The sequence below is a fragment of the Arthrobacter sp. SIMBA_036 genome (genome assembly GCF_046535135.1).
Classification (GTDB): Bacteria; Actinomycetota; Actinomycetes; order Actinomycetales; family Micrococcaceae; genus Arthrobacter.
Map to the genome: position 1 here is coordinate 135,296 of NZ_JAWRXG010000008.1, position 26,923 is coordinate 162,218.

25 protein-coding genes are annotated in these 26,923 nt (G+C 62.4%); 10 read left to right on the top strand and 15 right to left on the bottom strand.

What is annotated here, in order from left to right; translation table 11 throughout:
- Positions 1 to 12: 12 nt before the first annotated feature.
- Positions 13 to 3,513 carry a DNA polymerase III subunit alpha gene (locus tag SB659_RS12490; protein ID WP_410550619.1) on the bottom strand — a complete coding sequence of 1,167 codons (3,501 nt, stop codon included), beginning with the start codon at positions 3,511 to 3,513 and terminating at the stop codon, positions 13 to 15.
- A gap of 3 nt (positions 3,514 to 3,516) precedes the next feature.
- Positions 3,517 to 3,882 (bottom strand): DUF6504 family protein, encoded by a 366-nt coding sequence (locus tag SB659_RS12495; protein WP_410550620.1) that lies wholly within the window; start codon positions 3,880 to 3,882, stop codon positions 3,517 to 3,519.
- 140 nt (positions 3,883 to 4,022) lie between these two features.
- Between SB659_RS12495 and SB659_RS12500 the strand changes: the two genes are divergently transcribed.
- Entirely contained in the window at positions 4,023 to 4,412 is a 390-nt protein-coding gene (locus tag SB659_RS12500) for a hypothetical protein (protein ID WP_284977986.1), read from the top strand.
- A gap of 28 nt (positions 4,413 to 4,440) precedes the next feature.
- Here SB659_RS12500 and SB659_RS12505 read toward each other — a convergent pair whose 3' ends face one another.
- Positions 4,441 to 5,220, bottom strand: coding sequence for an SOS response-associated peptidase (locus SB659_RS12505; protein WP_284977987.1), 780 nt, complete (start codon positions 5,218 to 5,220; stop codon positions 4,441 to 4,443).
- A 146-nt stretch (positions 5,221 to 5,366) separates the two neighbouring features.
- Between SB659_RS12505 and SB659_RS12510 the strand changes: the two genes are divergently transcribed.
- From SB659_RS12510 to SB659_RS12520, 3 genes are all read left to right on the top strand, one after another.
- A complete protein-coding gene (locus tag SB659_RS12510; protein WP_284976507.1) occupies positions 5,367 to 5,627 on the top strand; it encodes a mycoredoxin in 261 nt (86 codons plus the stop codon).
- Positions 5,628 to 5,769: 142 nt separating this feature from the next.
- Positions 5,770 to 6,855 carry an S-(hydroxymethyl)mycothiol dehydrogenase gene (locus SB659_RS12515; RefSeq protein ID WP_284976506.1) on the top strand — a complete coding sequence of 362 codons (1,086 nt, stop codon included), beginning with the start codon at positions 5,770 to 5,772 and terminating at the stop codon, positions 6,853 to 6,855.
- Positions 6,852 to 7,493, top strand: a complete 642-nt coding sequence (locus tag SB659_RS12520) for an MBL fold metallo-hydrolase (protein ID WP_284976505.1) — start codon at positions 6,852 to 6,854, stop codon at positions 7,491 to 7,493. Before SB659_RS12515 ends, SB659_RS12520 begins: the two co-directional genes overlap by 4 nt.
- 21 nt (positions 7,494 to 7,514) lie before the next feature.
- Here the strand turns inward: SB659_RS12520 and SB659_RS12525 are convergent, their stop codons facing one another.
- Complete coding sequence (locus SB659_RS12525; RefSeq protein ID WP_410550621.1) at positions 7,515 to 8,258, bottom strand: biotin/lipoate A/B protein ligase family protein; 744 nt, start codon at positions 8,256 to 8,258, stop codon at positions 7,515 to 7,517.
- Entirely contained in the window at positions 8,258 to 9,061 is an 804-nt protein-coding gene (locus tag SB659_RS12530) for a thioesterase family protein (RefSeq protein WP_410550622.1), read from the bottom strand. Before SB659_RS12530 ends, SB659_RS12525 begins: the two co-directional genes overlap by 1 nt.
- 152 nt (positions 9,062 to 9,213) lie before the next feature.
- Between SB659_RS12530 and SB659_RS12535 the strand changes: the two genes are divergently transcribed.
- Entirely contained in the window at positions 9,214 to 10,176 is a 963-nt protein-coding gene (locus tag SB659_RS12535) for a hypothetical protein (RefSeq protein ID WP_410550623.1), read from the top strand.
- On the opposite strand, the gene SB659_RS12540 is transcribed toward SB659_RS12535, so the two are convergent.
- Both SB659_RS12540 and SB659_RS12545 read right to left on the bottom strand, forming a co-directional pair.
- A complete protein-coding gene (locus SB659_RS12540) occupies positions 10,173 to 11,684 on the bottom strand; it encodes an FAD-dependent oxidoreductase (protein WP_284977991.1) in 1,512 nt (503 codons plus the stop codon). The two genes, SB659_RS12535 and SB659_RS12540, sit on opposite strands and share 4 nt — an antisense overlap.
- Positions 11,685 to 11,764: 80 nt before the next feature.
- Positions 11,765 to 12,256, bottom strand: a complete 492-nt coding sequence (locus SB659_RS12545) for a DNA alkylation repair protein (RefSeq protein ID WP_284977992.1) — start codon at positions 12,254 to 12,256, stop codon at positions 11,765 to 11,767.
- Positions 12,257 to 12,316: 60 nt separating this feature from the next.
- Between SB659_RS12545 and SB659_RS12550 the strand changes: the two genes are divergently transcribed.
- Positions 12,317 to 13,405, top strand: coding sequence for a PDDEXK nuclease domain-containing protein (locus SB659_RS12550; RefSeq protein ID WP_410550624.1), 1,089 nt, complete (start codon positions 12,317 to 12,319; stop codon positions 13,403 to 13,405).
- 112 nt (positions 13,406 to 13,517) lie between these two features.
- A complete protein-coding gene (locus SB659_RS12555; protein WP_410550625.1) occupies positions 13,518 to 14,960 on the top strand; it encodes a DUF222 domain-containing protein in 1,443 nt (480 codons plus the stop codon).
- 5 nt (positions 14,961 to 14,965) lie between these two features.
- Here the strand turns inward: SB659_RS12555 and SB659_RS12560 are convergent, their stop codons facing one another.
- Both SB659_RS12560 and SB659_RS12565 read right to left on the bottom strand, forming a co-directional pair.
- A complete protein-coding gene (locus tag SB659_RS12560) occupies positions 14,966 to 15,133 on the bottom strand; it encodes a hypothetical protein (RefSeq protein ID WP_410550626.1) in 168 nt (55 codons plus the stop codon).
- Positions 15,134 to 15,366: 233 nt separating this feature from the next.
- The gene (locus SB659_RS12565) at positions 15,367 to 16,071 is read right to left on the bottom strand and encodes an FUSC family protein (protein ID WP_410550627.1); all 705 of its coding nucleotides are present in this window, start codon (positions 16,069 to 16,071) and stop codon (positions 15,367 to 15,369) included.
- Between the two features lie 451 nt (positions 16,072 to 16,522).
- On the opposite strand from SB659_RS12565, the gene SB659_RS12570 reads away from it, so the two are divergent.
- Positions 16,523 to 17,071 (top strand): MarR family winged helix-turn-helix transcriptional regulator, encoded by a 549-nt coding sequence (locus tag SB659_RS12570; protein WP_284977996.1) that lies wholly within the window; start codon positions 16,523 to 16,525, stop codon positions 17,069 to 17,071.
- Positions 17,072 to 17,526: 455 nt separating this feature from the next.
- Here SB659_RS12570 and nrdF read toward each other — a convergent pair whose 3' ends face one another.
- From nrdF to nrdH, 4 genes are all read right to left on the bottom strand, one after another.
- Positions 17,527 to 18,501 (bottom strand): class 1b ribonucleoside-diphosphate reductase subunit beta, encoded by a 975-nt coding sequence (nrdF, locus tag SB659_RS12575; protein WP_284977997.1) that lies wholly within the window; start codon positions 18,499 to 18,501, stop codon positions 17,527 to 17,529.
- Between the two features lie 94 nt (positions 18,502 to 18,595).
- Positions 18,596 to 20,737, bottom strand: coding sequence for a class 1b ribonucleoside-diphosphate reductase subunit alpha (gene nrdE, locus SB659_RS12580; protein WP_410550665.1), 2,142 nt, complete (start codon positions 20,735 to 20,737; stop codon positions 18,596 to 18,598).
- Between the two features lie 11 nt (positions 20,738 to 20,748).
- The gene (gene nrdI, locus SB659_RS12585; RefSeq protein WP_284977998.1) at positions 20,749 to 21,219 is read right to left on the bottom strand and encodes a class Ib ribonucleoside-diphosphate reductase assembly flavoprotein NrdI; all 471 of its coding nucleotides are present in this window, start codon (positions 21,217 to 21,219) and stop codon (positions 20,749 to 20,751) included.
- Positions 21,220 to 21,281: 62 nt separating this feature from the next.
- Positions 21,282 to 21,524 carry a glutaredoxin-like protein NrdH gene (nrdH, locus tag SB659_RS12590; protein ID WP_011775022.1) on the bottom strand — a complete coding sequence of 81 codons (243 nt, stop codon included), beginning with the start codon at positions 21,522 to 21,524 and terminating at the stop codon, positions 21,282 to 21,284.
- A 351-nt stretch (positions 21,525 to 21,875) separates the two neighbouring features.
- Here nrdH and SB659_RS12595 point away from each other — a divergent pair, with 351 nt between their 5' ends.
- Both SB659_RS12595 and SB659_RS12600 read left to right on the top strand, forming a co-directional pair.
- On the top strand, positions 21,876 to 22,841 hold the full coding sequence (locus SB659_RS12595) for a LysR family transcriptional regulator (protein WP_284977999.1): 966 nt from the start codon (positions 21,876 to 21,878) through the stop codon (positions 22,839 to 22,841).
- 50 nt (positions 22,842 to 22,891) lie between these two features.
- A complete protein-coding gene (locus tag SB659_RS12600; RefSeq protein WP_284976486.1) occupies positions 22,892 to 23,395 on the top strand; it encodes a DUF2004 domain-containing protein in 504 nt (167 codons plus the stop codon).
- 85 nt (positions 23,396 to 23,480) lie between these two features.
- On the opposite strand, the gene metE is transcribed toward SB659_RS12600, so the two are convergent.
- Both metE and SB659_RS12610 read right to left on the bottom strand, forming a co-directional pair.
- Positions 23,481 to 25,820 carry a 5-methyltetrahydropteroyltriglutamate--homocysteine S-methyltransferase gene (gene metE, locus SB659_RS12605; RefSeq protein WP_284978001.1) on the bottom strand — a complete coding sequence of 780 codons (2,340 nt, stop codon included), beginning with the start codon at positions 25,818 to 25,820 and terminating at the stop codon, positions 23,481 to 23,483.
- A 132-nt stretch (positions 25,821 to 25,952) separates the two neighbouring features.
- On the bottom strand, positions 25,953 to 26,915 hold the full coding sequence (locus tag SB659_RS12610) for a methylenetetrahydrofolate reductase (RefSeq protein ID WP_284978002.1): 963 nt from the start codon (positions 26,913 to 26,915) through the stop codon (positions 25,953 to 25,955).
- Positions 26,916 to 26,923: the final 8 nt, after the last annotated feature.

The following is a 26,923-nucleotide window of genomic DNA, read 5'->3' on the forward strand; positions in this document are numbered from 1 at the left end:
GGTCCCGGCGTTTCAGCTTCCCAATCCGGTGATGGCCAGGTTCCTGGAGATGCCCAGCAGCGGTCCGTCGTGAGTGAATTCATCATCCAAGCCGGCCCCGCTGGGCAGGAGCTCTCCATAGGGCAATGTTTCCGGGGAACTGAGATCCCACGCTTTGCTGGCACTTATGCTGATTCCCCTGGGGCCGGTCCGGCGGGTGGTTCCGCGGATCAAAAGCAACCTGGTACCGAACAGCAGGGGGCCGGATTCTTCCTGCGCCTCGTGGAAGAAGACAGAATCGACGCAACCGGTGCCATCGTCAATGCTGATGAAGACTACGCGCCTGCCCCCTCTCATCGGCGGTGTTTGGGTAGCGACCCGGACTCCGGCAACCAAAACCTCACTCCCGTTTCGCAAGCCAAGGAGCTTGTCAGCAGTAGTGACCCCGAGCTTGTCCAGCAATGGTTTGTAGCTGCCCATAAGGTGCTCGCTGACATCGACAGCCATTAGATCGAGCTCCGCCCGGACGTTTTCCACCAAGGTGGGCGCAGGTAGTTCCGGGACCAGGTTTTTCAACTCCACATCGCCAAGTGGAAAGGCCAGTTGTCCGTCGATAACATCCCTGGGTTTCCTGGAGGGAGCACTCTGAAGGGACTGCAGGTGCTGGACCAGATCGGCCCGGTTCGCCACTCCCCCGGAGTCTTTATGCAACGCATCAAAGGCCCCAAGCTGGGCCAGCCTCTTAATATTTGGCTTGCTGACCCGCGCCCTAGCCCGGAGATCTGCCAGGGAATCGTAGGGCTGCCCCGCCGCGATCCTTCGCAGTTCAGCTCCTGAGAGTCCATAGATACCGTTCAGGCTCAACCGGATTCCCAACTTGCCGGCGTCCTTGCCCTCCTGGATTTTTTCCACCCGGTATTCAGCCTGGCTGCGGTTGATGTCCAAGGGCAGGATGGGGATCCCCAGTCGCCGCGCTTCGGCGACCAGGAGGCGCTTGGGGTACATGCCGGGATCGTGTTCCCACAAGCCGGCCAGAAACGCCTCGGGATGATGGGCTTTGAGCCATGCCGATTGATAGGTGGGCACCGCGAAGGCGGCACCGTGGGCTTTGCAAAAACCGAAGCTGCCGAAGGCCTTCAACGTTGCCCACACTTTGTCAACCACCTCTGGAGGATATTTCTTGATCGCGTCGCGTCGGAACTTCTTCTCGACCTCAGGCTCAAGGATTTCATCGCCCAGGGCTCGTCGGAACTCATCTGCCGTGTCCAGTCCGCACCCTGTCATGATGTGGAAGGTCCTGAGGATCTGTTCGTGGAAGACAGTTACTCCGTGGGTTTCCTGCAGTGCAGGCTTGAGGTCCGGGTGTGGATAGATTTCAGGAGCAAATCCGTGCCTTTGCTCCAAGAAGGGCCGCACCATGTCCGATTTCATGGGTCCGGGCCGGAACAAGGAGATATCGATGATGAGGTCATTGAACTCGCGGGGGGCCATTTTCCCGATGAGCTCCCGCTGCCCTGGAGATTCAATCTGGAAACAGCCCAGCGTGTGGGTACTGCGGATCAGCTCATAAGTAGGTTCGTCGTCGAACGGCACCGCATTGAGCTCGATCCTGCCATCGGGGGCGATATAGTCCGGACCTGAGCCATCAGGGCCCACCGGATGTTTTCCGGCTTCCACAACTTCGGCTTTGGAAGGGTGCAAGCGAATGACTTCCCGGACGGCATAGGCCATGGCGCTTTGCATCCGTACGCCCAGGACGTCGAGCTTGAGCATGCCCATGGGATCCATGTCATGTTTGTCGAACTGGCTCATGGGCAGCCCCAACCCGCTTGGTTGCACAGGCGTCCGATCCAACAGCGTGGCGTCTCCCAAAATCACCCCGCACGGGTGCATGGAAATGTGCCTGGGCAACCGGTCCAGCCTCTCGGTGAGGTCCACCAGAAGGTCCAGCTGCTGGTTTTCTTCATGGCCACTGCGTTCCACCCTGCCGGCAAAATCCCTCAGTTCCGGCTTCTCCACCAGTGCTTCACGGAAATGACGGGCCGAAAACCTCCACAGCTGTTTGGCAATTTCTCCGATTTCGCCTTCATCCATCCCCAATGCCATTCCCGCATCCCGCACGGCGCCCCGGGCCCTGTAGCCGTTTTGCATGCTCATCAGGGTGACGCGCTCCCGCCCGAAACGTTCAAAGATCTTGTGGTAAACGTTGTGCCGTTCGGCACTTTCAACGTCGAGGTCGATATCCGGAAGTGTTGATCGTCGGCTTGACAGGAATCGTTCAAAAATGAGGTCATGCCGGATTGGGTCTACTTGGCTGATATCGATCAGGTAGTTCACCAGGCTCGATGCCCCTGAACCGCGTGCTGCCACCCTGACATCCATGGCGATGATCATCCGCGAGACTTCAGCCACGGTGAGGAAGTACGGGGCGAATCCGAGCTTTCCAATGATCCCCAGCTCATGGTCCAACCGCGAGCGCAGCTGTTCTCTTGCCGGGCCTTTGATGCCTGGGAATCTGCGGGTGATTCCCGCTTCGCATCGCTGGGAGAGTTCCATCATCGGATCGCAGTCGATGCCGATGATGGATGACTCGGGAACCACGGGCTTCTTCCATCCCATGTCTCCTACGGGGTCCATGCGGCATTTGTCGGCGAGCGCTTCTGTGTTGGCGAGTAATTTGTGGAGCCCGGTTTGTCCTTGTCCGGCTGCATGCATGATTTCTTTGCCCAGTTGGAGCATTTGTTGCCCGTTTTTGAGCCATCCCTGTCCGGTGGGTTGGAGCAGTGGCTCGGAGGTGAGTTCGGGGAGTGATTTCAGTGTCCGTGCGGAGTCGAGGACATCTGCGGTGGGGGCGCCGTCCTGGGCGCAGTAGCGGACCGCGTTGGTGAGGACGGCGGGGACGTTGTATTCGAGGGCGAGCTTGAGCATGCGGACGGCGTGGGCTGTGCTGAGGGGTATTCCGGGGGCGCTGAGGTGGGAGACGACTTCGGCGACGACGGTACCTGGCGGCATGGCGTCGATCCATTGTTTGAAGAGGGTGCGGGGCCTGAGGTATTTGCGTCCGCCCATGGCCCGTCCGGCGTCCGAGTCGGGCCCGATCAGGACTGTGAGGACCGGTTTGAGGGTTTTTGGGTCCAAGGTCCTTGAGGCGAGTTCGGCACGGGTCACTGCTGCGGGGATGGCGCCTCCGGCTTTTCCGGAGGTGCGGGCGTGTGCGTCGGAGACGAGGCGGCAGAGGGCGCGGTAGCCTGCGCCGTTGTTGTTCCCGTGGGCGAGTACGACGACGCGGCCCGCGACTTGGGTGCGGTGGTCGCCGTCGTCGTCGAAGACCGCGAGGTCGACCCCCACGATGGGGTCGATGCCGGCGCTCATGCAGGCCTTGAGGTGTTTGACGGTGCCGTAGAGGCCGTCGCGGTCTGTGCAGGCGAGCGCTGTTGCGCCGTCTGCGGCTGCGGTTTGGGCCAGTTCATCGGGCCAGGAGACGCCGTAGTGTGCGCTGAATGCCGTGGAGACGTGCAAGTGGGTGAAGCTCAAGGGTCACGCTGCTTCATCGGGTTCGACGGCCTTGGCTGGTGCGGCGTCGTGGATCCGCAGGAGTCTCCACCGGTTGCTCGTGTGGTTGCCAATGTGGCTGCCAACGTAGCGGACGAGGTCGAGGGTGATGGTGCGGGTGGAGTCGGTGGCATCATGGGCGGGTTGGAGTTGCACCCGCCAGATCTCGTGGTCCACCAGGCCGGCTCCGCTGCCGAGGGGCGCCCGGTTTTCTTCGGCCCACCATTGGCGCCGTTCGAACCATCGGACGGGTTCGCTGCAGACTGTGTACCGGGTCCCTTTCCATTGGACCGCCTGCGGCTGGCCGGTGTCGGTGCAGGTGACGTCCACGGACTCGCTGAACAGCCCCATCTCCACGCTCCTTGCCTGCCCATTCGAATTGTCTATTCGAAAGTATGTTCGAATACTTCAAGTTTACGACGCCCAGGCGACAAAACCTACTTCGAAGTTCAGGGGTGGACGGCGGGGAGCCCACAGAGCAGGATTGGGGCATGAGCACCCACGACGCACTCCTGAAGCAGGTCAGCATCACCGCAACTGCCGGCAACCTCGTGGCCCGGTTCGAAATCGACGGCACCATACCGGGCTCCGGCGCTTACGTTGTAGGCCTTGTCGCGGCCAGCCCCGACTATTCCTCCCAGCGCAGGCTCGGCATTGAATTCATGAACGGCGAAGCAGTGTCGTTCTTCTCGTTCAATCACTCCCTCAGCGCGGAGGAGAACTACGACATCAAGGGCGTGGAGCACTCCGGCAACGTCATCACCGGCAATTTCCCTGCCTCCGCCATCCACGGGCTCAGCAAAGGCCACATCATGACAGCCTTCAGCGAAGCCGACGGCAGGGAGTTCCAGTCAGGCGTGCCAGTCGCTGAGGCACTCTGAGGCGTCGCGGGTAAACCCGAAGAACGGGTTAGAACAGGCCCTGGACGGGTTCGATAAGTTCCGGGGAATTGTTCCTGACATTCCCGACGGCGGTGCCCACCGGGTCCAGCGTCCAGTCGGCGGCGGCGTCGTGCGCCCTCGAACGGACCATCTCCACAAGACCCGCGGCATCCTTCTCCCGCGGATCGAGCCACGCTTGCATGGTTTCCCTGCTCATGGGCAGCGGCACGCGGTCATGGAGGGTTGTCAGTTCATCGAACACCGAGGCGCTGCGCCTGGTCTGGGCGGATTCAGCGGTTGGAGTGTCGGCTGTGAGGATGGACATGGACAGCAGCCACCGGCCGGGGTCGTCCTCAGCGGCCGATGGGTCTTTCCACCACTCATACAACCCGGCGAACGCCAACGCCGCACCGTTCCCAGGGTGCACATAGTACGGTTGCTTGCTCTTGCCTTCACCCTTCTTCCACTCGTAATACCCGTCCGCCGGGACGGCGCAACGCCGGGCAGTAGCAGCTTTCCGGAACGAGGGCTTTTCAAGGACAGTTTCGCTGCGTGCATTAATGAGCCGGGCACCGCCTTTGGCATCCTTGGCCCAGGATGGCACCAGTCCCCATTTGGCAACATGCAACTGCCGCTTCGGCCCGTCGTCGAGAAGCCGTTCCAGCACGATAGGAACGGCATCGGTCGGCGCCACGTTCCAGGACTTTTCGAGGGCGATCTCCTTGCGGGCATTCTCGCTGTCCAGTTCAGCATCAAAATCGGCGAGCAAATCCCCCACCGCACGAGCCATCACATATCGTCCACACATGCCAACAGTCTGCCCTTTACCCGGGCAGGGCACCAGCAGGTCACCGAGGCGGGGAATTTTTCAGTGCCGGGATACCGTTGGTAGGAACGGACCCATCAAGGGCTACAGCTACCTGCAGCCGCAAGAATACCTACAGAGGAGAGCCCATGGACTTCACTCCCGAATCCGGCACCATCACAATGTTCTCGACCACATGGTGCGGATACTGCAACCGCCTGAAGAAGCAGCTGGACGCCAAGGGCATCGGTTACACCGAAGTCAATATCGAAGAAGTCGAAGGCACTGCCGAGCTCGTCGAGCAGCTCAACGGGGGCAACCGCACTGTCCCCACCGTGCTCTTCCCCGACGGAACGGCCGCCACCAACCCGTCCGCTTCCGACGTCGAGAGCCGGCTGGCCGTCGTATAGCTGTAGAGGCGCCCGCGCCCCGGGCCCGCACGGAAACATTCCACATACTGTCTGCCACGTGTGATAGACAGAACGGGAAATCCGTAGCGGGCCCTGCTGTTTTAAGCAGGCCTGCTCTCCGCACGGCCGAAGGGAACATTTCATGGTCCACGCAGTCAAAGGTGTCGTCGTCCGCTCCAAGGGCGCACCCGCAACCCTCGAAACCGTCTTGGTTCCCGAACCGGGGCCCGGTGAGGCTTTGGTGGACATCCTCACCAGCGGCGTCTGCCACACCGATCTTCACTACAAGCTCGGCGGCATCAGTGACGATTTCCCGTTCTTGCTCGGCCACGAAGCCACCGGTGTTGTCAGCGCAGTGGGCCCGGACGTCACCAACGTCGTCCCCGGGGACCGTGTGGTCCTGAATTGGCGCGCTGTCTGCGGCAACTGCCGTGCCTGCAACCGCGGCCAAGCACAATATTGCTTCAACACCCACAACGCAACCCAAAAAATGACCCTCGAGGACGGCACGGAGCTCTCCCCGGCCTTGGGCATCGGCGCCTTCATCGAAAAGACACTTGTTGCCGCCGGGCAATGCACCAAAGTGGACCCCGACGCCGATGCTGCCGCCGTCGGCCTGCTCGGCTGCGGCGTCATGGCCGGGTTGGGTGCGGCCCTGAACACCGGTGGCGTTAAGCGCGGCGATTCCGTTGCCGTGATCGGATGCGGCGGTGTGGGCACAGCTGCCATCGCTGGTGCAGCGCTCGCGGGCGCCACCACCATCATCGCCGTCGACATCGATGCGAAGAAGCTCGAACGTGCCAAAGAGCTTGGAGCCACCCATTCGGTGGATTCCTCCGCCGGGGACCCCGTGGAAGCAATCCGCGCACTCACCGGCGGCTTCGGCGCCGACGTCGTCATTGACGCGGTCGGACGGCCGGAAACGTACAAGCAGGCTTTCTATGCGCGGGACCTCGCCGGAACGGTGGTACTGGTGGGCGTTCCCACACCGGAGATGACCCTGGAACTGCCCCTGCTGGACGTGTTCGGGCGGGGTGGTTCCTTGAAATCGTCCTGGTACGGAGATTGCCTGCCATCCCGCGACTTCCCCATGCTGGTGGACCTGTACAAACAGGGCAGACTGGATCTCGACGCCTTCGTCAGCGAGCGCATCACCATCAACGACGTCGAAGAAGCGTTCGACAAGATGCACCAGGGCACTGTGCTGCGCTCGGTTGTTGAACTATGAGCTCCGCAAGCAGCCCCCGCATCGATCACGTGGTCACATCCGGCACGTTTTCCCTTGACGGTGGCACCTGGGACGTGGATAACAATGTCTGGATCGTCGGGGACGATTCCGAGTGCATCGTGATTGATCCTGCCCATGACCCCGAAGCCATTCGCTCCGCCGTCGACGGGCGCGCGGTAAAGGCCGTACTGCTCACGCACGGACATGACGACCACATCGCGTCCGCAGGGGCATTCGCGGAGCTCGTCAAGGCGCCCGTTCACCTCCATGCTGACGACATGATGCTGTGGCGGGCGGTGTTCCCTGACACGGCCCCGGACGTTGAGATCGTGGACGGTGACGAGTTCACCGTGGCTGGTGCTGCGCTCAAAGCCATCCACACTCCGGGCCATTCGCCTGGATCAGTGTCCTTCCACCTACCCGCCGCGGAGACCCTGTTCAGCGGTGACACGCTTTTCCAGGGCGGTCCTGGGGCGACCGGCCGTTCCTACAGCGACTTTCCCACCATTATCGAATCCATCAGGACCAAGCTACTCACCTTGCCGGAGGAAACTGTGGTGCGCACTGGCCACGGTGATTCGACCACTATCGGCGCGGAAAAGCCGCACTTGGACGAATGGATAGCTCGGGGCCACTAACCATCCACCCACGCAGGGCACCTACGCCAGAAGCGTCCGGAAGTCGCCGTCGAGCACGTCGGCGTAGGTGCCATATGCGGCGACCACCGCGTCTTCCACCGCGCGGACGTCCACGTGGGGCAGCAGATCGTTGGCGGCGCCCGCCGTCGTCGGGTCCCAGTCAAGGCCAAGGGCAGCGTAACTCGCCGTCAAGACCTCACGGATGGGCGCAGAGTCCTCCACCACGATCACCGAACTGAACAACCAGCCGCCGGACACCACACGCTGGGCTGTACCGATCAGTTTTATCCGGTGGGCCGGGAAATCCGGGTCCTCTCCGTGGACACTGAACTCGCCGGGGCAGTATTCCCCGGGGATTTCGCCGACGGCGGCATGGACGCCGACGCTGCGAAGGGCACCAGCGAGCAACTCGCCAAAAACCGAGAAACGTGATTTGGCCCCTACGATCGCGTCCGTATGGGGTTCTATGTGGTCAATCACGAGTGAGCCCGGGTGGTAGGCAGCTGCCCGCCCCCCGGCCTTCCTGACCAATGGCTCAAAGCCCAGGTTTCTGCAGGCTTCTTCCGCGGCTGCGAATCCGGGCAAGTTGGCGTCCCGCTGGCCGAACGCGACGGTGGGTTCGGGCCGGTACAGGCGCAACGTCGGCCCCAACTGGCCGCTTCGGGCCCGCCTTAGCAGCTCCAAGGCAAAATCCAGGTCTTGCCCTGCTCCCAACGATTCCGGTTGCCGGTAGACCGTGAGGGGAAGCGGCAACGGCACGGTCATCAGCTTTTCCTTATTGTCAGGATCTGCTCGGCCCTGCCGAATGGTCCGTTGATATCATGCAGCACGGTGGACGTCAGGCCGATGCCATCAGAGCCGAAGGAAACCTCGTTGTCCAACCCCAGCCACTCCCCCGAGGGAGCCCTGTACATGTGGATTTGCAGGTCCACGTTCGGGAAGATGTAGCTGCCTTGCCCAGGAGGCACGCGCGCGGCGATGCCGTTGGCCGTGTCGACGAGTCCCATCAGCCGGGCGAGGTCGCTGCTGTCCTCTTTGTCCGTCAGGGGATGCTCAGACTTTATCCAGACCCTTCCGGATCCCGGACGGTGCCCTTCGGCGACGCGCATTTCCAACGAACGGATGTAACCGCCGGGCCACACGCTGGCTCCATCCCACGGCTTGCACTCGTCGGGCGCGGGCAGGGGCCGGTCTTCCACTGCGGCCACGGCGCTGGTGTCGCTGGTGATCATCCGCCATGCCGCCGCCCGAATGGCCACCCGGCCACGGGCCGAGAGTTCGGCCTGGATGAGTTCGATGGTCCGGCCCGGTCGCAGGGTTGAGGTGGTCACCTGGAATTCGCCGCCCGGAATGAGGCCGAGGATCTCATAGCTGATCCGGGCGATCCGTACGTCATCACGGGGCTCGTGGCGGACCAGGGCGTCAGCGAGGATGCCTGACGCGGGTGCCATGTGTTGTTCCTCGGGATTCCAAGCACCTTGGGCGTGGATCGTGGAGCGGTATCGGCCCCCGCCCAGGGATTCGTAGTAGAAATTGCCGTCCGCCAGTTCCGGTAATGCAGTAGTCAAACCCAAGCCTTTCGCCGATCCAGCAGTCAACTCAGACAACTTTATCCGCTGATGTGTGCCCCACACGCCCCGGCCTCATCACGACCCTGCCTCATCACGACCCGTGGATCCCGACCCACAGTGGCCGCCAAGGAGAACCCTAGGATGGGTTCATGGACCTCCGTGACGCTGCCCAGCAGCTGTACACCGTGTTGCCCCGGGACTTCACGGCTGAGCGAGCCGCGTTATCCCGCAAAGCCAAGGACGCAGGCGACAAGGATGTGGCCAAGAAAATTGCCGGGCTTGCCAAGCCTGCCGCCAGCGCGTGGGCGGTCAACATACTGGCCGTCCACAAGCCCGAGGTGATCGACGGCGTCGCCCGTTTTGGCGCGTCCCTTCGAGACGCCCAAGCGGAATCGGACACCGAAGCGTTCCGCGAACTCAGCCAACATCGGCAGGGGCAGCTCACCTCGGCAGTTCACGCCGCCAAAGACCTGGCACATGAGCTCGGTGCGCCGCTGAGCGCCGCCGCAGCTGCCGACGTCGAACAAACCTTCCGGGCAGCCATGGCCGACGCCGGAGCCGGCCGGGCAGTATCGACCGGCCGATTAGTCCGAGCCCTCAGCGGGAACGGTTTTGACCCGGTGGACCTCACCGGCGCCATCGCGGCGGGCGGACCGGAAGACACGTTCGACGCCGGTGAAACCGCGCCGCCTAAGGGCCAGGTCGCTAAGAAACAGGCAGCTAAGGAGCGCTCCGCCGGCACCGCCCCACGTCCTGATCACGAACCGCGGGAGCAGGCGACCTCCCTGGCCGAACGCCGTGCCGCCAAACGCGCAGCAGCGCGCAGGGAGGCGCAGGACCACTTCGCATCAGCGGATCGGTTGGCCCGTGACGCCGAGGAGGCAGCGTCCAAGGCGTGGGACGTCGTGAAGGAGCTGGCGAGCCGAAGGTCAGGCGTCGAAGCGGAGATCAGGGACCTGAAGAAACGCCTGGCAGCCCTTGAAGCGCAACTCATCGGAATTACCCGCGACGCCGAATCAGCCGAGGCTGACAAGAAAGTTGCCGTCAGGGCCGCCACGGAGCATCGACGCACCGCAGACCAAGCACAGCGGCGCGTCGACCGGCTGAGCTAATCCTTCTTCTTTTTACCCACCGTCTTCTGCAAATGGTGGGTTGCCGGACCTTCAAGGTACTTGCCCTCGGGGGTGAAGCGTGACCCATGGAGCGGGCAGTCCCACGACTTCTCGGCGTCATTCCAACTGAGCAGGCCACCCAGGTGGGCGCAACTTGCCGACACCCTGCATACTTTGCCGTCGACGGTTGAAACAGCTGCCGGTTCACCTTGATAAAGCCCGACGACGCCCATCCCCTCGGGTGGCCGGGTTTCGTCAGTGATCTCAGGGTTGTTCCGGACCTTCGCTCTATCCTCGACCATTCGCTTGGCGACACTCGCGTTAAGTCGCACCGCCTGGAGTGCACCCTGCGGCGACGTGACGCGATGGTGGATGACGCTCGCCCAATCCGATTGCCCGCCCAGAAGGTCTGAGGTAAGGGACAGGGCCGCCGCCACCCCGTTACTCAGGCCCCATTTGTTGTAGCCAGTGGCGAAAAAGATCCGGCCATGCCCCCGCGGCAGCTTCCCGAAGAAAGGCATGAGGTTGGTCGCTTGGTAGTCCTGAGCGGACCATGTGTGGGTAACTTCGGACCCCGGGTAATGCTCCTGCGCCCACCCGAGGAGGTCGTCCAGATGTTGTTGCGGAGATGCCGCACGGCCAGCGGTGTGCCCATATCCACCGACGAGCAGGAGCTCTCCTTCCGGTGTGGGGTGGGTGCGCTGGGAGCGTGTGGGCGAGTCGATGGAGAGGTACATACCTTGCGGGACCGTAGTGCCCGCCGGCGGACGGAGGGCGGCGGCGTACGAGCGGTTCGGTTCCAGCTTGGCGAAATAAAGGCCGCGATTCAGGATGGGCGTTCCCGTGGCCACCACCACCGCGTCTGCTGTGAACGTACCCTTGCGGGTGGAAACCTCCATCGGTTGGCCGGAGCCAACATTCTGCACCTGCACGCCCTCGACAATCACGCCACCGTGTCCCCGAATGTCCTTGGCAAGGGCATCCAGGACTTCCATGGGATGAAGTTGCGCCTGGTCTTCCAACTCCAAGGCCTCGACCACGGGAAACGGAAGTCCGGGGTCACGGCTGAAATGGACATCCAAACCCGCGTCCCGCGCAACCGCCGCCTCCTTGCGAAGCCGCTGGCCGCCGTCGCCAGTAGTTGCGAACGTGACCGCCGTTCGGCGCTGAAACGGGACGGCCTGCTGCTCCATGTACTGCGTCAGCCACGCCTGCCCTGTCTTGTTGGCCTCAACATAGGCCTGCACCACTTTCAAGGAGTACTGGCTGCGCAGGGCAGAGAGCGCCCCTCCCTGGAGCAAACTCAACTTGCCCGTGGTGTTCCCGGTGGTCACCGCGCCCAGGCTCCGGGCCTCGAACACCACCACGCGTTGGCCGGACCTGGACAACAGCAAGGCCGCCACCATCCCGGTGATTCCTGCACCCACAACGATGGTGTCCCAATGCTTTTCATCCGGTAGGGCATCGGACGCGAAGTGGGATTCCCTGTCCAGCCACAGCGATTTCATCAAACAACCCTGCCTCTCAATTCACGGAATTGGCACCTGGCATGTGTTGATGGCAACGGTAGGCGGGTCGCTGGTCCTTATCAAGGGGTTGGACGGCCTGTCGCGAGCGCGGCAGCCCTCCGCAATTCCGGGTCCGGGTCCTCTGCCCAACGGTCCATGACCCGATCCGCGCGCTCGCGTGCCAGCCCCTCCAACTGGGCCAACAGCGGCCGGACCACATCTTTGGCCAACGGGTCCACCAGTTCCCGCGTGCCGGCCTGCCTGACGAAGCCCTCGATCCGTGTGAGGTCGGTGTTGACCAGCAAGCTCACCCGGGCTTGCAACAACACCACCGCTGCCAGCCGGCGTTCGAATACAGGCTCCGACCACAGTTCCGAGCTCAGCGCCGTGATGTCATCGTGGCTCAGGGCCTTGTACTTCTTCAAGGCATCACGGATGGTTCCGCGGACGGCCCCGACAGATGCCCCATACACTTTCACGCTTTCGCCCAGGCGCTCGCTGGCTTCTGCGGCTTTCTCCCACGACGATTCGCGCTGCAGTGTGTAGTCCACGAACTCACCGGCTTCACTCACCCGTCCATTTTGTCAGTGCCCGCCCATAGCGTGTGGCCAACAGCAACCGACAGGAGACACATGCAGTCCCAAGAGCTAGCAACCGAGGCTTCCTTCCCGGGCGTCCCGGGAGCCTCCTCCATGCCCGAGTGGTATCCGGACTTGCTCCACACCGTGGCTCAGGAAGTTCGTGTTGGCCGGACTCGTGCCGTCGCTGCCGCCAATGCTGAGCTGCTGAATTCCTACTGGAGCATCGGCCGGCAGCTTGCCGAGCGCGAATCCCAGGAAGGTTGGGGCGCCAAAGTGGTCACGAGGCTGTCCGCTGACATCCGCTCACGCTTCCCCGGGGCGAAGGGATTCTCCCCCAGGAACCTTCGGTACATGAAGAGCTTCGCCCAAGCGTGGCCGGACTTCCCAATGTTGCAAGCACCGCTTGCAACATTGCCGTGGTACCACCAGATCGCCTTGCTGGAAAAGCTCGACGACGCCGCCACGCGGCTCTGGTACGCAGCGGCAGCCGTCCAGCATGGTTGGTCCCGTAACGTCCTGACGCATCAGATCTCCACCCGCTTGCACGAGCGCTCCGGGCAGGCCATCACCAACTTCGCTTCCACCATGGTCAGGGCGGACTCAGACCTCGCCCAGCAAGCCACCAAAGACCCCTATGTCTTTGACTTCCTCGCCATGACCGAACGGCACACCGAACGCGACCTGGAGGTGCAGTTGGTGAAGCACGTGGAGAAGTTCCTGCTGGAGCTGGGCCAAGGTTTCGCCTTTGTTGGCGAGCAGATTCGTCTGGAAATTGCCGGCGACGAGTTCTTCGCGGACCTGCTGTTCTACCACCTGAAGCTGCGTTGCTACATGGTGATCGAGCTCAAGGCTGTGAAGTTCGAGCCCGGCTTCCTCGGGCAGTTGGGTATGTACATGGCTGCGGTGGACGATCTCATGGCACACCCGGATGACAAGCCCACTATCGGGCTGCTGCTGTGCAAGGAGAAGAACAGCGTGGTGGCCGAGTACGCTCTGCGTGGCTTCAACGCGCCTGTGGGGATTGCTGAATGGCGAACGTCGTTGGCCGAGTCGCTGCCCGAGGAGCTGATTGGGAGCTTGCCGAGTATCGAGACATTGGAAGCCGAGTTGGCGAGCCAGGCGGAGCGGGTGGAGGGGTAGGTTAGGGTCTGACCGCTGTGCGGTGGGCGCCCGGAACTAGTGCATTTGTCGAAATCTGGTGCGGTCGCTGTGGGGAGCTAATAATGTCAGTGCCCCTTGGCAGAGTAGGGGCATGGAACAGATTCGGGATAGGCAAGCGGCTACAGCCATAGGTGCTGCGCTTCTGCTTCCCCCGGCCCGGCCTGTTTCGAGACGGTCCGGCCCAGCTACGGCATCAGTGACTCCTCATCCGGCGGCCAACGCTACGGACTCGGAGCAGCCCGACTCGGTGGGTCATGGTTCCATCAGTCGTGATCTGATCGACCAGTTGCGCGCTTTGGAGGATATGAAGTCGGCCATATCGAGTTTGCAGGCCAAAATCGCGGTCGCATTTGACCTGGCCCAGCGCGCAGAACAAGCGGCAGCCGGTGTTCCTGTTGCCGAACGGGGTTCCGCTGTCGCCGCGCAGGTAGCGTTGGCCCGTCGTGAGTCGCCGAACCGGGGCGGCCGATTGCTGGGTTTGGCGAAGGCCTTGGTCACGGAGATGCCTCGCACTATGGCCGCACTGGAATCGGGTCAGCTCAACGAATGGCGCGCCACACTGCTGGTGAAGGAAACAGCGTGCCTGTCGGTGGAGGATCGCTGTGCGGTGGATGAGGAACTAGCTGCCGACACCGGGACCTTCAATGGTTCCGGGGACAAGGCCATCATCGCCGCGGCAAAAGCCGCCGCCTACCGCCGTGATCCCCGCTCGGTCACCCAACGTGCCGCCCACGCCGCCAGCGAGCGAACCGTCAGCCTCCGCCCGGCGCCCGATACCATGACCTATCTGACCGCCCTCTTGCCGGCAGCACAAGGAGTGGCCGCCTACGCCGCGCTGACCCGCACCGCCGATTCGCTCCGGTCTGCAGGCGATCAGCGATCCCGGGGACAACTCATGGCGGACACCCTCGTGGAACGCGTCACCGGCACCCCTGGCGGAATCTCCGGCGTCGACGTCCAACTCGTCATGACGGACCGCACCCTGTTCCGAGGCGACAGCGAACCAGCACGGCTCAAAGGCTACGGAACAGTCCCCGCAGGATGGGCACGGAAACTACTTCAACCAAGCGAACCTGGGGAGCTGACGCGGACTTCCGGCACAGGAGCAGATGCCGCTGCCGTCGACATCGACTTCCGTGTGTGGCTTCGCCGGCTCTACACAGCACCTGCGACGAGCGAGTTGCTCGCTTCGGACTCCAAAGCCCGGCTATTCCCCCAGCGGCTCCGGCGTTTCATCGAGACCCGGGATACCGCATGCAGAACCCCCTACTGTGATGCGCCCATCCGCCACATCGACCATATAGTTTCGTGGCAATTGGGCGGTCCTACGTCCATCCAAAACGGCGCGGGACTCTGCGAAGCCTGCAATCACACCAAAGAAAACCCTGGCTGGTCTGTCAGAAGCGAGTCTGGCCCCCGGCATACCCTGAACGTCAGCACCCCCACCGGACACACCTACCGGTCCACGGCCCCGCCCCTACCAGGCCGCGAACGTATGGATTGGCTGGCGTCGGCAGATGAAGGCGGCCCCTAACGGCCTTAGCTGGCTGGATCGTACTGGAACTCTCTGAGTTCCTGGAGACAGCGGCATGCGACGGCGATCTTCGCGGCCCACTCAACTGCTGCTTCACGCGCGGGCAACTCCAGGATGGTGCAGCCGCCATTGGGTACCGTGTATCCCGGGTACGTGCCCCGGCGTGACTGCATGCCCGGCTTCCGCCGCGACGTCGAGCTCGTCCGCCGTGAGCTGCATGGCCTCCCCGGGAACAAGATCAAGTACTTTGTTATTGTCCGTCTCCAGTACTAATAGCGAAGCCCCCTACGCGACCGTGCGTAAGGGGCTTGGAAGCTACCAGAGACGGGCCGATCTTAGAACTCGCAGGCTAGTTGACCGACGTGGCCAGTTCTGGACTCCGGCAATGCAGCGGCTTTTTAAGCCATCACCCACGCCGACTGACTTGCGTAGGAGTGCGCCTTTCGTGGGTGATGACAGTGGCGGCTAGGGCGATGGTGAGGCCAATCAGGGTCTCAAGCGCGCGCTGGGCCAGGAGCGTGCCGATCGAGGCTGGCAGCATGAGATCGCCCAGCAGAAGGGCCATCGGGGTGAAGAAGACCAGGCCGAGGCTGTAGTTGCGCCCGGTCGTCAGTTCGGTGCACGCCTGGAGCACGGCGATCACGATAATCGCGGCGTAGCTGCTGGGGTGGGCGGCCAGGACGAGGGCTGCGGCGCCAAGGCCGGCGGCGGTGCCGATCGCCCGCTGGGCGGCGCGCGTGAGGCGGGCGTGCAGGTCGGGTGCCGACATGGGGACGGACGCCGTGACGAAGGTCCAGTAGGGGTGGCCGATGCCGCTGGTCGCGACGGCGAGGCCGGCGGCGGCGATACCGAGCAGATAGCGGGCGACGTGGCGGCCTACCGGGTCGGACCGGCGTAGGTCGCGCCACGAGAGCCGATACCCCACCGGGCCGCCGTCGCGGGCTGTGCGACCCGGGAGGGCGAGCATCAGCGCGAAGACGGCAGCGCCAGCCGCAGCGAGGGCGGCTGCGGGCACCGTGCTCAGCGCGATCGGGACCGTGGCCGAGGCTGTGAGGGCGAAGACCGGGTTGAGAGCTCCGGCCGGATGCCATCGGCCAAGCTCGGCTAGCACTACCGCGACGCCCGCCCAAACGGCCGCAATCGGGACGAGCAGCCAGAGCCGGAACGGGACGGTCGCCACTAGGGCGCCGACGACGAACACCGACTACCAGCACCGCGCCCGCCTGCGCCTGCATGGCTAGGCGTACCCGCGCCGGCTCGTGTCGGCCGTACAGGGCGGCGAAGGCACCGATCGCGGCATACAGCAGCAGGTCGCCGCGACCGCTCGCCAAGCACGCCACCAGCGGGACGAAGATCGCCAGGCTTGCGCGCAGGGCGGTCCAATGGGCGCCGGCATGCGGGCCCACGTCGAAGACTGCCGCCCACCAGGACCGCGTGGGGGTGGCCTGCGTCATTTTAACCTTCCAAAGTGGTACAGGAATGAAGTACCTCAAGGTTACTACAGTTATGAACTACTATTGTGGTTGACCGAGGCGACGGCCACGGGGGCGCGGAGGAGCTGGATGAATCAGGATGCAGACGGCTTCGCCGCTCACGGCGACGTCGTGGACCGGATGCAGCTTGAGTGGGCCCGGCTGCGTCCGGACCTGAGCTTCAGCAGCCTCGGGGTGATCCACCGCGTGCTGCGCGCTTCCCGCCTTATCCTCGAAGCCAGCGACGCCTTCCTGGCCGACTACGGGCTCACCCGCGGCGAGCTGGACGTGCTTTCCGCGCTGCGCCGGTCGGGCGAACCTCTGAGCCCAACGTCCCTGGCCCAGACGCTGCTTGTCCCGCGCTCCGCGATCACCATGCGGCTGAACGCCCTCCAGGCTCGGGGACTGCTGAGCCGGACGGCCAACCCGGCTGACGGCCGCTCGTCCCTGCTCGTCCTCACCGACACTGGCGCGGCGCTCGTGGACGAGGTGATTCCCGCGCAGCTCGCCCTCGAAGATGCCCTACTCGCCGAGGCCCCGGTCTGGGCCATCGAAGGCTTGGTCGATCCCCTGCGGGCGCTGACCTCCGCATGGGAGCAAGGACGCGGCCTCCAAGACGGGTCCAGCAAGCATCGGTGAAACGGAGCGTTGGAGCCCTGCGGATGAGCCGCAGCAGCGCGCGCTTCGGGTGAGCATCAGCCGACGCTACCGGGTTCCGCGCGAACACAAGCCTTTGCCCGGTTAAACGATCCTCCCGGTGGATCAGCCGTAGGCGTGTCCGATCATGCCGCATTCCGCGCTGCCCGGGACCGGCGGCGCTCACGCCGCGGCAGCAGGTCCCAGTCGGGTGCGCGCCAGGAACAGATGGCGGAGGGTGGTCGCTATGCACGCGGTCTGGAGCCAGCCGGTAGCTGAGGTCGTGGTGTTCTAGAACGACTTCGCCAGCCGTCGGGACCGGCCGAGGTGACCGTGGGCGACCTCGACGCGCTAGGCGTGTCGGATGGGACGGAACAGCGGCTGCTTGTCGTCCCACCCGACGCGGCGCACCTCAAGCCCGTCTTCCCGGCCCAAGGCGCCGAGCGGCGCGAGAGACCCTAGAACTCCCAGTCCTCATCTTCCGTATTAACAGCCTTGCCAATCACATACGAGGAGCCTGAACCGGAGAAGAAGTCATGGTTCTCGTCAGCGTTCGGGGAGAGTGCCGACAGGATGGCCGGATTCACGTCGGTAACGGAGGCCGGGAACATGGCCTCGTAACCGAGGTTCATGAGGGCCTTGTTGGCGTTGTAGTGCAGGAACTTCTTGACGTCCTCGGCCAAGCCGACGCCGTCATAGAGATCGTGCGTGTACTGGACTTCGTTTTCGTACAGCTCGAACAGAAGCTCGAACGTGTAGTCCTTGATCTCCTGCCTGCGGGCCTCGGAAACTTTCTCCAGGCCCTTCTGGAACTTGTAGCCGATGTAGTAACCGTGCACGGCCTCATCACGGATGATGAGGCGGATGAGGTCGGCGGTGTTCGTGAGCTTGGCGCGGGAAGACCAGTACATGGGCAGGTAGAAGCCCGAATAGAACAGGAAGCTCTCCAGCAGGGTGGACGCTACCTTGCGCTTCAGGGGATCGTCGCCCTGGTAGTAGTCCATGACGATCTGCGCCTTCTTCTGCAGGTTCTCGTTTTCGAGCGACCAGCGGAAAGCGTCGTCAATCTCCTTGGAGGAGCACAGGGTAGAGAAGATGGACGAGTAAGACTTCGCGTGGACCGACTCCATGAAGGCAATGTTGGTGTACACGGCCTCTTCATGCGGGGTCAAAGCATCCGGAATCAGCGAGACAGCGCCCACGGTGCCTTGGATGGTGTCCAGCAGGGTGAGGCCGGTGAAAACGCGCATGGTGAGCTGCTGCTCATCCGGCGTCAGGGTGTGCCACGACTGGACATCGTTGGACAACGGCACTTTCTCCGGAAGCCAGAAGTTGTTGACCAGGCGGTTCCAGACTTCCACGTCCTTGTCATCCTGGATCTTGTTCCAGTTGATGGCCTCGACATGGCTCAGCAGCTTGACCTTTTCGGTCATTTCATCCCCTTTTAGCGGTGGGTAGTTCTAAAGGTAAGCGTACGACGGCGGGTGGGAACCCGCCGTCGTACTCTTCAGTTTTGTGCGCGGTCGGCTACAGCATGCAGCTGACGCAGCCCTCAACCTCCGTACCCTCCAGCGCGAGCTGGCGGAGACGGATGTAGTAGAGGGTCTTGATGCCCTTGCGCCATGCGTAGATCTGCGCCTTGTTGATGTCACGCGTCGTGGCGGTGTCCTTGAAGAACAGCGTCAGCGACAGGCCCTGGTCCACGTGCTGTGTGGCAGCGGCGTAGGTGTCGATGATCTTCTCGTAGCCGATTTCGTAGGCATCCTGGTAGTACTCCAGGTTGTCGTTGGTCAGGTACGGCGCCGGGTAGTAGACGCGGCCGATCTTGCCTTCCTTGCGGATTTCAATCTTGGCGGCCACCGGGTGGATCGACGAGGTGGAGTTGTTGATGTAGCTGATGGAACCGGTAGGCGGTACGGCCTGGAGGTTCTGGTTGTAGATACCGTGCTCCATGACGGAAGCCTTCAGCTCGCGCCAGTCATCCTGCGTGGGGATGTGGTGGCCGGCAAAGAGCTCGCGGACGCGCTCCGTTGCCGGAACCCATTCCTGCTCGGTGTACTTGTCGAAGAACTCACCGGAAGCGTAGGTGGACTTCTCGAAGCCGCCGAACTTCTGGCCAGTCTCGATAGAGAGCCTGTTGGAAGCGCGGAGAGCGTGGAAGAGAACCGTGTAGAAGTAGATATTGGTGAAGTCCAGGCCCTCTTCAGAGCCGTAGTGGACGTGCTCACGGGCCAGGTAGCCGTGGAGGTTCATCTGTCCAAGGCCAATCGCGTGGCTCTGGGCGTTGCCTTGGGCGATCGACGGAACCGAGTTGATGTAGGACATGTCCGAGACAGCGCTCAAGGCGCGGATGGACGTCTCAATGGAGAGGCCGAAGTCCGGTGAATCCATGGTCTTGGCGATGTTCATGGAACCGAGGTTGCAGGAGATGTCCTTGCCCACGGTCTCGTAGCTCAGGTCTTCTGCATAGATGGAGGGCGAAGAAACCTGGAGGATCTCCGAGCAGAGGTTGCTCATGGTGATCTTGCCGTCGATCGGGTTGGCCCGGTTCACGGTGTCCTCGAACATGATGTACGGGTAACCGGACTCGAACTGGATCTCTGCAAGCGTCTGGAAGAACTCGCGGGCGCTGATCTTGGTCTTCTTGATCCGCGAATCGTCCACCATCTCGTAGTACTTCTCAGTGACCGAAATGTCGGAGAAAGGCACTCCGTAAACGCGCTCGACGTCGTACGGCGAGAAGAGGTACATGTCCTCGTTCTTCTTGGCGAGCTCGAACGTGATATCCGGAACCACAACGCCCAAGGAGAGCGTCTTGATCCGGATCTTCTCGTCGGCGTTTTCCCGCTTGGTGTCCAGGAAGCGGTAGATGTCCGGGTGGTGGGCGTGCAGGTAGACGGCGCCTGCACCCTGGCGCGCACCGAGCTGGTTGGCGTAGGAGAAGCTGTCTTCGAGGAGCTTCATCACGGGAATGACGCCGGAGGACTGGTTTTCGATCTGCTTGATCGGCGCACCGTGCTCGCGGATGTTGGTGAGCGAGAGCGCCACACCGCCACCACGTTTGGAGAGCTGCAGCGCGGAGTTGATGGCGCGCGCGATCGACTCCATGTTGTCTTCGATCCGGAGCAGGAAGCAGGAGACGAGCTCGCCGCGCTGCGCCTTCCCTGCATTCAGGAACGTCGGGGTGGCCGGCTGGAAACGGCCGTCGATGATCTCGTCGACGAGCCTGCTGGCGAGCTCTTCGTCACCACGGGCCAAGTGCAGTGCGACCATGCAGACACGGTCTTCGTAGCGCTCCAGAAAGCGCTTGCCGTCGAACGTCTTCAGCGTGTACGAGGTGTAGAACTTGAAGGCACCGAGGAAGGTCTCAAAGCGGAACTTCTTCTTGTAGGCGCGGTTATAGAGTTCGCGGATGAAGTTCATCGTGTACTGGTCGAGCGTTTCGCGCTCGTAGTACTGGTTCTTCACCAGGTAATCGAGCTTCTCTTCCAGGTCGTGGAAGAACACGGTGTTGTTGTTCACGTGCTGCAGGAAGTACTGGTGCGCAGCTTCGCGGTCGGCCTCGAACTGGATCTCACCGTTGGGGCCATACAGGTTCAGCATGGCGTTGAGCTCGTGATAGCCCAGTCCCTTGTAAGCCTCAGGCAATGGCTTCTTGACCGTGTCCACAGCGCCCCCGGTTACTTCTGTTTCTGCGACAGTTGTGTCCAAAACTTTTCCAGCCCTTCGTTGACCCGTTGGACGTCTTCTGGCGTCCCCATGAGTTCAAATTTGTAAAGATGCGGCACCTTGCACTTGACGGAGACAATGTCTCCCGCTGCACAGTAGTTGTCCGCGAAGTTTGTATTCCCCGCTCCGATAACACCGCGGATCAGTTCCCTGTTCCCGGGGTCGTTCAAAAACCTGATCACCTGCTTGGGCACGGAACCTTCGCCGTTGGTGCCACCGTATGTGGGCAGCACAAGGACGAAAGGCTCAAGTGCCTGAAGGGGTGCGTCCTGGGCATAAAGCGGGATCCGCGCAGCGTCCCGGCCCAGTTTCTGGACGAATCGTTTGGTGTTTTCGGAGGTGGAGGAAAAGTAAATGAGGTGACTCCTGGTGGTGACAGCGTGCGCCGCATCGCGAACAGTTGCCGCTGCCACCGGTGCCATGGGAGTCACCTCAACTACATAGGAATTCTTGGTGTGTATGGTGGCGAAGCCTGACAGGAAACTTAGGCCACGGAGGAGACGGCCTGGGCCAGTTCCTCGATCTTGTCCGGGCGGAATCCGGACCAGTGATCCTGTTCGGTCACGACGACGGGAGCCTGCATGTACCCCAGGGCCTTGAGGCGTTCGAGTGCCTCGGCGTCCTGGGAGATATCGACACTCTGGTAGGCAATGCCCTTCTTGTCGAGCGCCCGGTACGTTGCGTTGCACTGAACACAGGCCGGCTTGGTGTAAACCGTTACGGTCATGATCCCTGTCCCCTAAGTTGAAGTCTGATTCTCTTCGTATCTGGCGGGTTCAACCGGAGCTAACCAATGAATCCGATACCGGCCCTGTTTCCCGCCCAATCCGTAAACCGATACTACATGTAGTGCAAGCGTCGAACTGGAACCCCAAGATGATGTATTACAAGTATGTCATTCAATCCACTGCTCGTCCACAGGCAGGGGCCTTCAAAATGTCCGTGATTCCGCCGAAGTGAGAGATGAAATCCACACCCTGTGGACTACTTAGCCACATTAAATCTCCCGCGTGTCGCGGGGTGGCGGCGTGTCGTGACACTTTGAAAATGTGGTGCGTTCAACAGCTAAAATTTGGTGATGGTCAACCTCCTCCACCTCCGGACACTCATGGAGGTTTCCCGGCTTGGGTCGTTCGCTGCCGCAGCCGCGCAGCTCGGCTACACGGCCTCAGCCGTATCCCAACAGATGGCTGCACTGGAACGCGACACCGGCGTCGAACTGTTCCAGCGCTCGGCTCGCAGCATCGTCCCCACGGAAGCCGCGGTGACCATGACGCGCCACGCATCCAAGGTACTTACCGACGTCGAGGCCCTCATGGCAGCAGCCTCGCGGACGAACGACTCCCCCGCCCAGGAACTGCGCCTAGGGATCTTCCCCAGCCTGGCCACCTACGTTTTGCCGGAGATCCTGCTCAGTGACCGCTGGAAGGACTTGGGCATAGAACTCAAGGTTTCCGTGGCAGAACCAGCCCAAACCATCCAAGGGCTCCGCAGCGGCGGGGAGTTGGATGTAGCCCTGGTCTACCAAGTGGGGCAGTCCGGTTTGGCGTGGCCGCACTCCCTGGAGCGGCAATGGATTGGCGACGACGACTTCCGCGTTGTCCTGCCGGCGTCGTGGAAAATCCGTGAGGACGCCGAGATGGAGGCCTCCCACCTCTCGGACATGCCGTGGATTGTCCATCATCCAGGCACAAGCGATGCCTTGGTTATCGAGCGGCTGTTCGCCAGTTGCAACCTCCATCCCCGGGTCGTGGCCTACAGCGACGACTTCCACGCCAGCCTCGAAATGACGGCCGCCGGGCTCGGTGCTTCGCTGGTGCCGGAACTGGCCTTATGGAACCGGCCATCCGGAGTCGTGGTCCTCGACGTCCCCGACATCCGCCTGGCCCGAAATGTTTTCGCTTTGCTCATCAATGAAAAGCGAACCGCACAAGTCCAATTGTTCACGCAAATGCTGGCAGATTCGCTGCGCGGCTCCGCCGGCCGGAGCGGGCTGCATCCCCTCAAAACCGGGCGTGTCAAGGGTCCGCAGCGCAACCGCTGAAATATCCCCATTTGCTGGAACACGCTCGGTGTTGGGGTTAGATTGATCACATGGGCAAGCTAGCGAGCAAGCACTTTGGGGAAATTGAGCTCAGCAATGGGCGCGAACATTGCTTTGTTGCCAAACATGAGATTGGCGGTAGCCAGCTTGAACTGGACCTCAACGTCGCCGCGCATGACCATTTCGATGAGGCCGCGATGCGCAAGGTGGACTACAGGTTGCGTTTCCTTCCCGAGCTTGTGGACCAAGTCCGGGAAATGATCTCCGAGGAACTGGACCAGGACGGGACCAACCCCCAACAGTTCCTGCACTTCCACTGCTCGCAGCTCAAAGAGGAGCAACTCGAATCTGTCTTTGGCGTCAGGGACAAGGAGCAGCTCACCAACAATGTCTTCCTGAAAGCCCTCAAGCTCGGTCATGTGGCCATCTATCCGGGCCAGCCGGAACGCTACTTCGTCCTCGACTTCACCCTCGGCTCGCGCTTCACCGACGAATTGTTGGTAGCGGCTGCGGATGAAGACGGCGTGGTGGATGACGAAATCCTGTGGGAGTAGCGACCTCCAAAGAAGCCTTAAAGCAGCCGACGGCGGCCGGTCACCTCTGAGGTGACCGGCCGCCGTCGTTCCTTACGCCTAGCTACTACTTTGCAGTCTCCAGCAACGTGGCCCGAACCGTCCGCGTTGCCTTGACCAGGTTGCGCAGCGACTCTTCGGTTTCCACGTAACCGCGGGTCTTCAGGCCACAGTCCGGGTTGACCCAGAGCTGGCGTGAGGGAACATGCTTGACCGCGGTTGCCAGGAGCTCAGTGACCTCGGCCTCGCCGGGAACGCGCGGCGAGTGGATGTCGTAGACGCCCGGGCCCACGCCGCGGCCGAACCCGTGGGACTCGAGGTCGTGGACGACCTCCATGCGGGAACGGGCAGCTTCGATGGAGGTCACGTCAGCGTCGAGGCCGTCGATCGCATCGATGATCACACCAAACTCGGAGTAGCAGAGGTGGGTGTGGATCTGGGTGGCGTCAGCTGCTCCGGCCGTGGCCAGGCGGAAGGAATCCACTGACCATTTCAGGTAATCGGCGTGATCTGCCTTGCGCAATGGAAGGAGTTCGCGCAGTGCAGGCTCATCCACCTGGATGACCTTGATACCGGCAGCTTCGAGATCGGCGATCTCATCACGCAGTGCCAGCCCCACCTGGTTGGCGGTTTCGCCCAGCGGCTGGTCATCGCGGACGAACGACCAAGCAAGGATGGTGACCGGACCGGTGAGCATGCCCTTCATCGGCTTGCTGGTCAGTGACTGCGCGTACTCTGCCCAAGCCACGGTGATCGGCGCACTTCGGGTGACATCGCCCCAAAGGATTGACGGGCGGGTGCAGCGCGAACCGTAGGACTGAACCCAACCGTGGACTGTAACGTCAAAGCCCTCGAGGTTCTCGGCAAAGTACTGGACCATGTCGTTGCGTTCGGGCTCGCCGTGCACCAGGACGTCGTAGCCGAGCTCCTCTTGGAGGTCAACAACGCGCTTGATTTCATCCTTCATGAGCTGTTCGTACTGCTCATTGGTGAGATCGCCCTTGTTGTTGCGGGCACGGGCGGAGCGGATCTCGGAGGTCTGCGGGAAAGAACCGATGGTTGTGGTGGGCAGCGGCGGAAGGTGCAGGGCCTCTTCTTGGGCTGCTTCGCGGACCGAGTACTCGGAGCGGCTGAAGTCTGCTGCGGTCAAGGCAGCGGTGCGGGCCCGAACATCGTCACGGCGGACGCCTTCAGCAGTGGCACGGGAAGCGATGACTGCGGATGCTTCGTCAATGGCGGCCTTGGCCGAAGCGGGGTCTGCCAGGTAGGACGCCAAGGTCTTGACCTCAACGGCCTTCTGGTCCGAGAAAGCAAGCCAGCTGCGCAACTGCTCGGACAACTGTGTTTCCTCGGCAACGTCGTGAGGCACGTGCTGTGTCGAGGTGGAAGTGCTGACGGTGAGCTTGGCGGCGGCAGCCTTCAGTTCATCCAGCTTCCCAGCCGAGGCAGCAAGGTCGTTGCGCCAGATGTTGTGGCCATCCACGACGCCCGCAACCAAGGTCTTGCTGCCCAAGCCGGCAAGTGCTGCGTCGGACGGAAGGGAACCCTTGAAGACGTCGATGTGAAGGGCGTCGATGTTGGTGGCAGCGAGGGTGCCGAACTGCCCGTCGAGGGCACCATACGGGGTGGAGACGAGGATCTGCGGACGGTTGGCCGCCGAGGTGAGGACCTCGTAGGCGCGCGCCACTGCGGCTTCAACCTCTGCTGCGGGGGTTTCTTGGTCGACTACCAACGCAGGCTCGTCCAGCTGAACCCAGCTAGCGCCGGCTTCAGCCAACTTCTGCAGGAGCTGGACGTAGACGGGCAGGATGTCTTCGAGGCGGGACAGCGGAGCAAAGCCGGCCGGAGCGTCGTCGGAGGCCTTGGACAGCAGAAGGTAAGTCACCGGGCCCACGATGTACGGCCGTGTCTCGATGCCGTTGGCCAGCGCGAAGGCGAACTCGTCCACCTTGGCCGTGGAGGCGAGGCTGAACGTTGTTTCGGGGCCGATTTCCGGAACCAGGTAGTGGTAGTTCGTGTCGAACCACTTGGTCATTTCAAGGGGCTGCTGCTCCTTGTTGCCGCGGGCCAGGGTGAAGTAGCCATCGATATCCAGCTGCCCCTCCGCATTGAGGAGCTCACCGAAACGGGCAGGGACTGCGCCCAGGTGCGCGGTGGTGTCCAGGACTTGGTCGTAGTAGGAGAAGGTGCCAGGAACTGCGGCCGCCTCGGTGAGGCCCAGCTCCTGCAGACGCTTGGCGATGGTGAGCTGGATGTCCTTGGCTGCGGCGTCCAGCGCTGCAGCGTCAATCTTGCCGGCCCAGTATGCTTCGACGGCTTTCTTGAGCTCGCGACGACGGCCGATGCGCGGATATCCCAGAAGGGATGCTGACGGGAAAGGAGTAGCGGGAGTGATCTGGTCAGTCATGGATTTTTCCTTGATGAAGTAGGTGCTGAATCGATGAAGTAGGTGCTGAATCGGTGATGTCGTGGCAACCGGTAGCCCCGGCGTGTGGGGTCAGGCGTGTGGGGTCAGCTGATCCGTGATCAGCTATCGGGGTCAGTGTGCGAATTCCTGGCGTACAGCGCTCTTTATGCGGTGCAAAGCTTTGGAAGGCCGCGGCAAATTCAGTTTGTCCAGCACATCCAAGGCGTGTGCGTGCTCGTTGAAGGTGTAAAGGTGAATTCCGGGCGCACCGGCATCCAGGGCAGCATTAGCGAGGTCCACCGTGGCAGCAACGCCGATGCGCCGGCGTTCGCCTTCCGTCTCTGCTGCGCCCAAGCGCTCGATGAGTTCCCTGGAAGGCTCGACGCCGGCCAGTTCACCAAGCCGCTTGAGGCGCCTCAGGCTGGTCAGCGGCATGACGCCGGGAATGATGGGGATGGTCACTCCGGCCCGGCGGGCACGCGAGACCAGTCCGGCGTATTCGCTGGCGTGGAAGAACACCTGGGTGATGGCGAAGTCCGCCCCTGAGCGCTGCTTGGCAAGCAACACCTCGACGTCGTGCCCTTCACTGGGCGATTCCGGATGGCGGGTGGGGTACGCAGCAACTCCCACCGCGATCTTGCCTGCGCACAGCAGGGCTGACCGGCGAAGTTCCACACGGCGGATCAGCTCGATGAGGTCCTGCGCATACCGGAGGGAACCCGTGGCGGGCTGGCCGTCTTGGGGAAGGTCACCACGCAGCGCCAAGATGCCGCGTACTCCGTGGTCGAGCAGTTCACCGATGATTTCTGCCAGTTCAGTGGGCGTATTGCCAACGCAGGTCAGGTGCGCCAAGGGACGCAAGGTGGTCTCCGTGAGAAGTCGATTGATAAGGTCGACGGCGGTGTCACGGTTGGATCCGCTGGCACCGTATGTCACCGAGACATAATCCGGTTCGGTGGCTTCGAGTTCGCGGATGGTAGTCCACAACGTTTCGGCTGCGGCAGCAGAACGCGGCGGAAACAGTTCGTAGGAGAGTGCTACCGGGGCAGTTCCGGCAAGATTCGGATGTACGTCAATAAGGCTTGGTGGCGACATTTGCGTCC

Bases quoted from the DNA above. Each gene is read 5' to 3' on its own strand.
- SB659_RS12495 (WP_410550620.1), bottom strand. From the start codon at position 3,882: ATGGGGCTGTTCAGCGAGTCCGTGGACGTCACCTGCACCGACACCGGC.
- SB659_RS12500 (WP_284977986.1), top strand. From the start codon at position 4,023: ATGAGCACCCACGACGCACTCCTGAAGCAGGTCAGCATCACCGCAACT.
- SB659_RS12505 (WP_284977987.1), bottom strand. From the start codon at position 5,220: ATGTGTGGACGATATGTGATGGCTCGTGCGGTGGGGGATTTGCTCGCC.
- SB659_RS12510 (WP_284976507.1), top strand. From the start codon at position 5,367: ATGGACTTCACTCCCGAATCCGGCACCATCACAATGTTCTCGACCACA.
- SB659_RS12515 (WP_284976506.1), top strand. From the start codon at position 5,770: ATGGTCCACGCAGTCAAAGGTGTCGTCGTCCGCTCCAAGGGCGCACCC.
- SB659_RS12520 (WP_284976505.1), top strand. From the start codon at position 6,852: ATGAGCTCCGCAAGCAGCCCCCGCATCGATCACGTGGTCACATCCGGC.
- SB659_RS12525 (WP_410550621.1), bottom strand. From the start codon at position 8,258: ATGACCGTGCCGTTGCCGCTTCCCCTCACGGTCTACCGGCAACCGGAA.
- SB659_RS12535 (WP_410550623.1), top strand. From the start codon at position 9,214: ATGGACCTCCGTGACGCTGCCCAGCAGCTGTACACCGTGTTGCCCCGG.
- SB659_RS12540 (WP_284977991.1), bottom strand. From the start codon at position 11,684: ATGAAATCGCTGTGGCTGGACAGGGAATCCCACTTCGCGTCCGATGCC.
- SB659_RS12550 (WP_410550624.1), top strand. From the start codon at position 12,317: ATGCAGTCCCAAGAGCTAGCAACCGAGGCTTCCTTCCCGGGCGTCCCG.
- SB659_RS12555 (WP_410550625.1), top strand. From the start codon at position 13,518: ATGGAACAGATTCGGGATAGGCAAGCGGCTACAGCCATAGGTGCTGCG.
- SB659_RS12560 (WP_410550626.1), bottom strand. From the start codon at position 15,133: ATGCAGTCACGCCGGGGCACGTACCCGGGATACACGGTACCCAATGGC.
- SB659_RS12570 (WP_284977996.1), top strand. From the start codon at position 16,523: ATGAATCAGGATGCAGACGGCTTCGCCGCTCACGGCGACGTCGTGGAC.
- nrdF (WP_284977997.1), bottom strand. From the start codon at position 18,501: ATGACCGAAAAGGTCAAGCTGCTGAGCCATGTCGAGGCCATCAACTGG.
- nrdI (WP_284977998.1), bottom strand. From the start codon at position 21,219: ATGGCACCGGTGGCAGCGGCAACTGTTCGCGATGCGGCGCACGCTGTC.
- nrdH (WP_011775022.1), bottom strand. From the start codon at position 21,524: ATGACCGTAACGGTTTACACCAAGCCGGCCTGTGTTCAGTGCAACGCA.
- SB659_RS12595 (WP_284977999.1), top strand. From the start codon at position 21,876: ATGGTCAACCTCCTCCACCTCCGGACACTCATGGAGGTTTCCCGGCTT.
- SB659_RS12600 (WP_284976486.1), top strand. From the start codon at position 22,892: ATGGGCAAGCTAGCGAGCAAGCACTTTGGGGAAATTGAGCTCAGCAAT.
- metE (WP_284978001.1), bottom strand. From the start codon at position 25,820: ATGACTGACCAGATCACTCCCGCTACTCCTTTCCCGTCAGCATCCCTT.
- SB659_RS12610 (WP_284978002.1), bottom strand. From the start codon at position 26,915: ATGTCGCCACCAAGCCTTATTGACGTACATCCGAATCTTGCCGGAACT.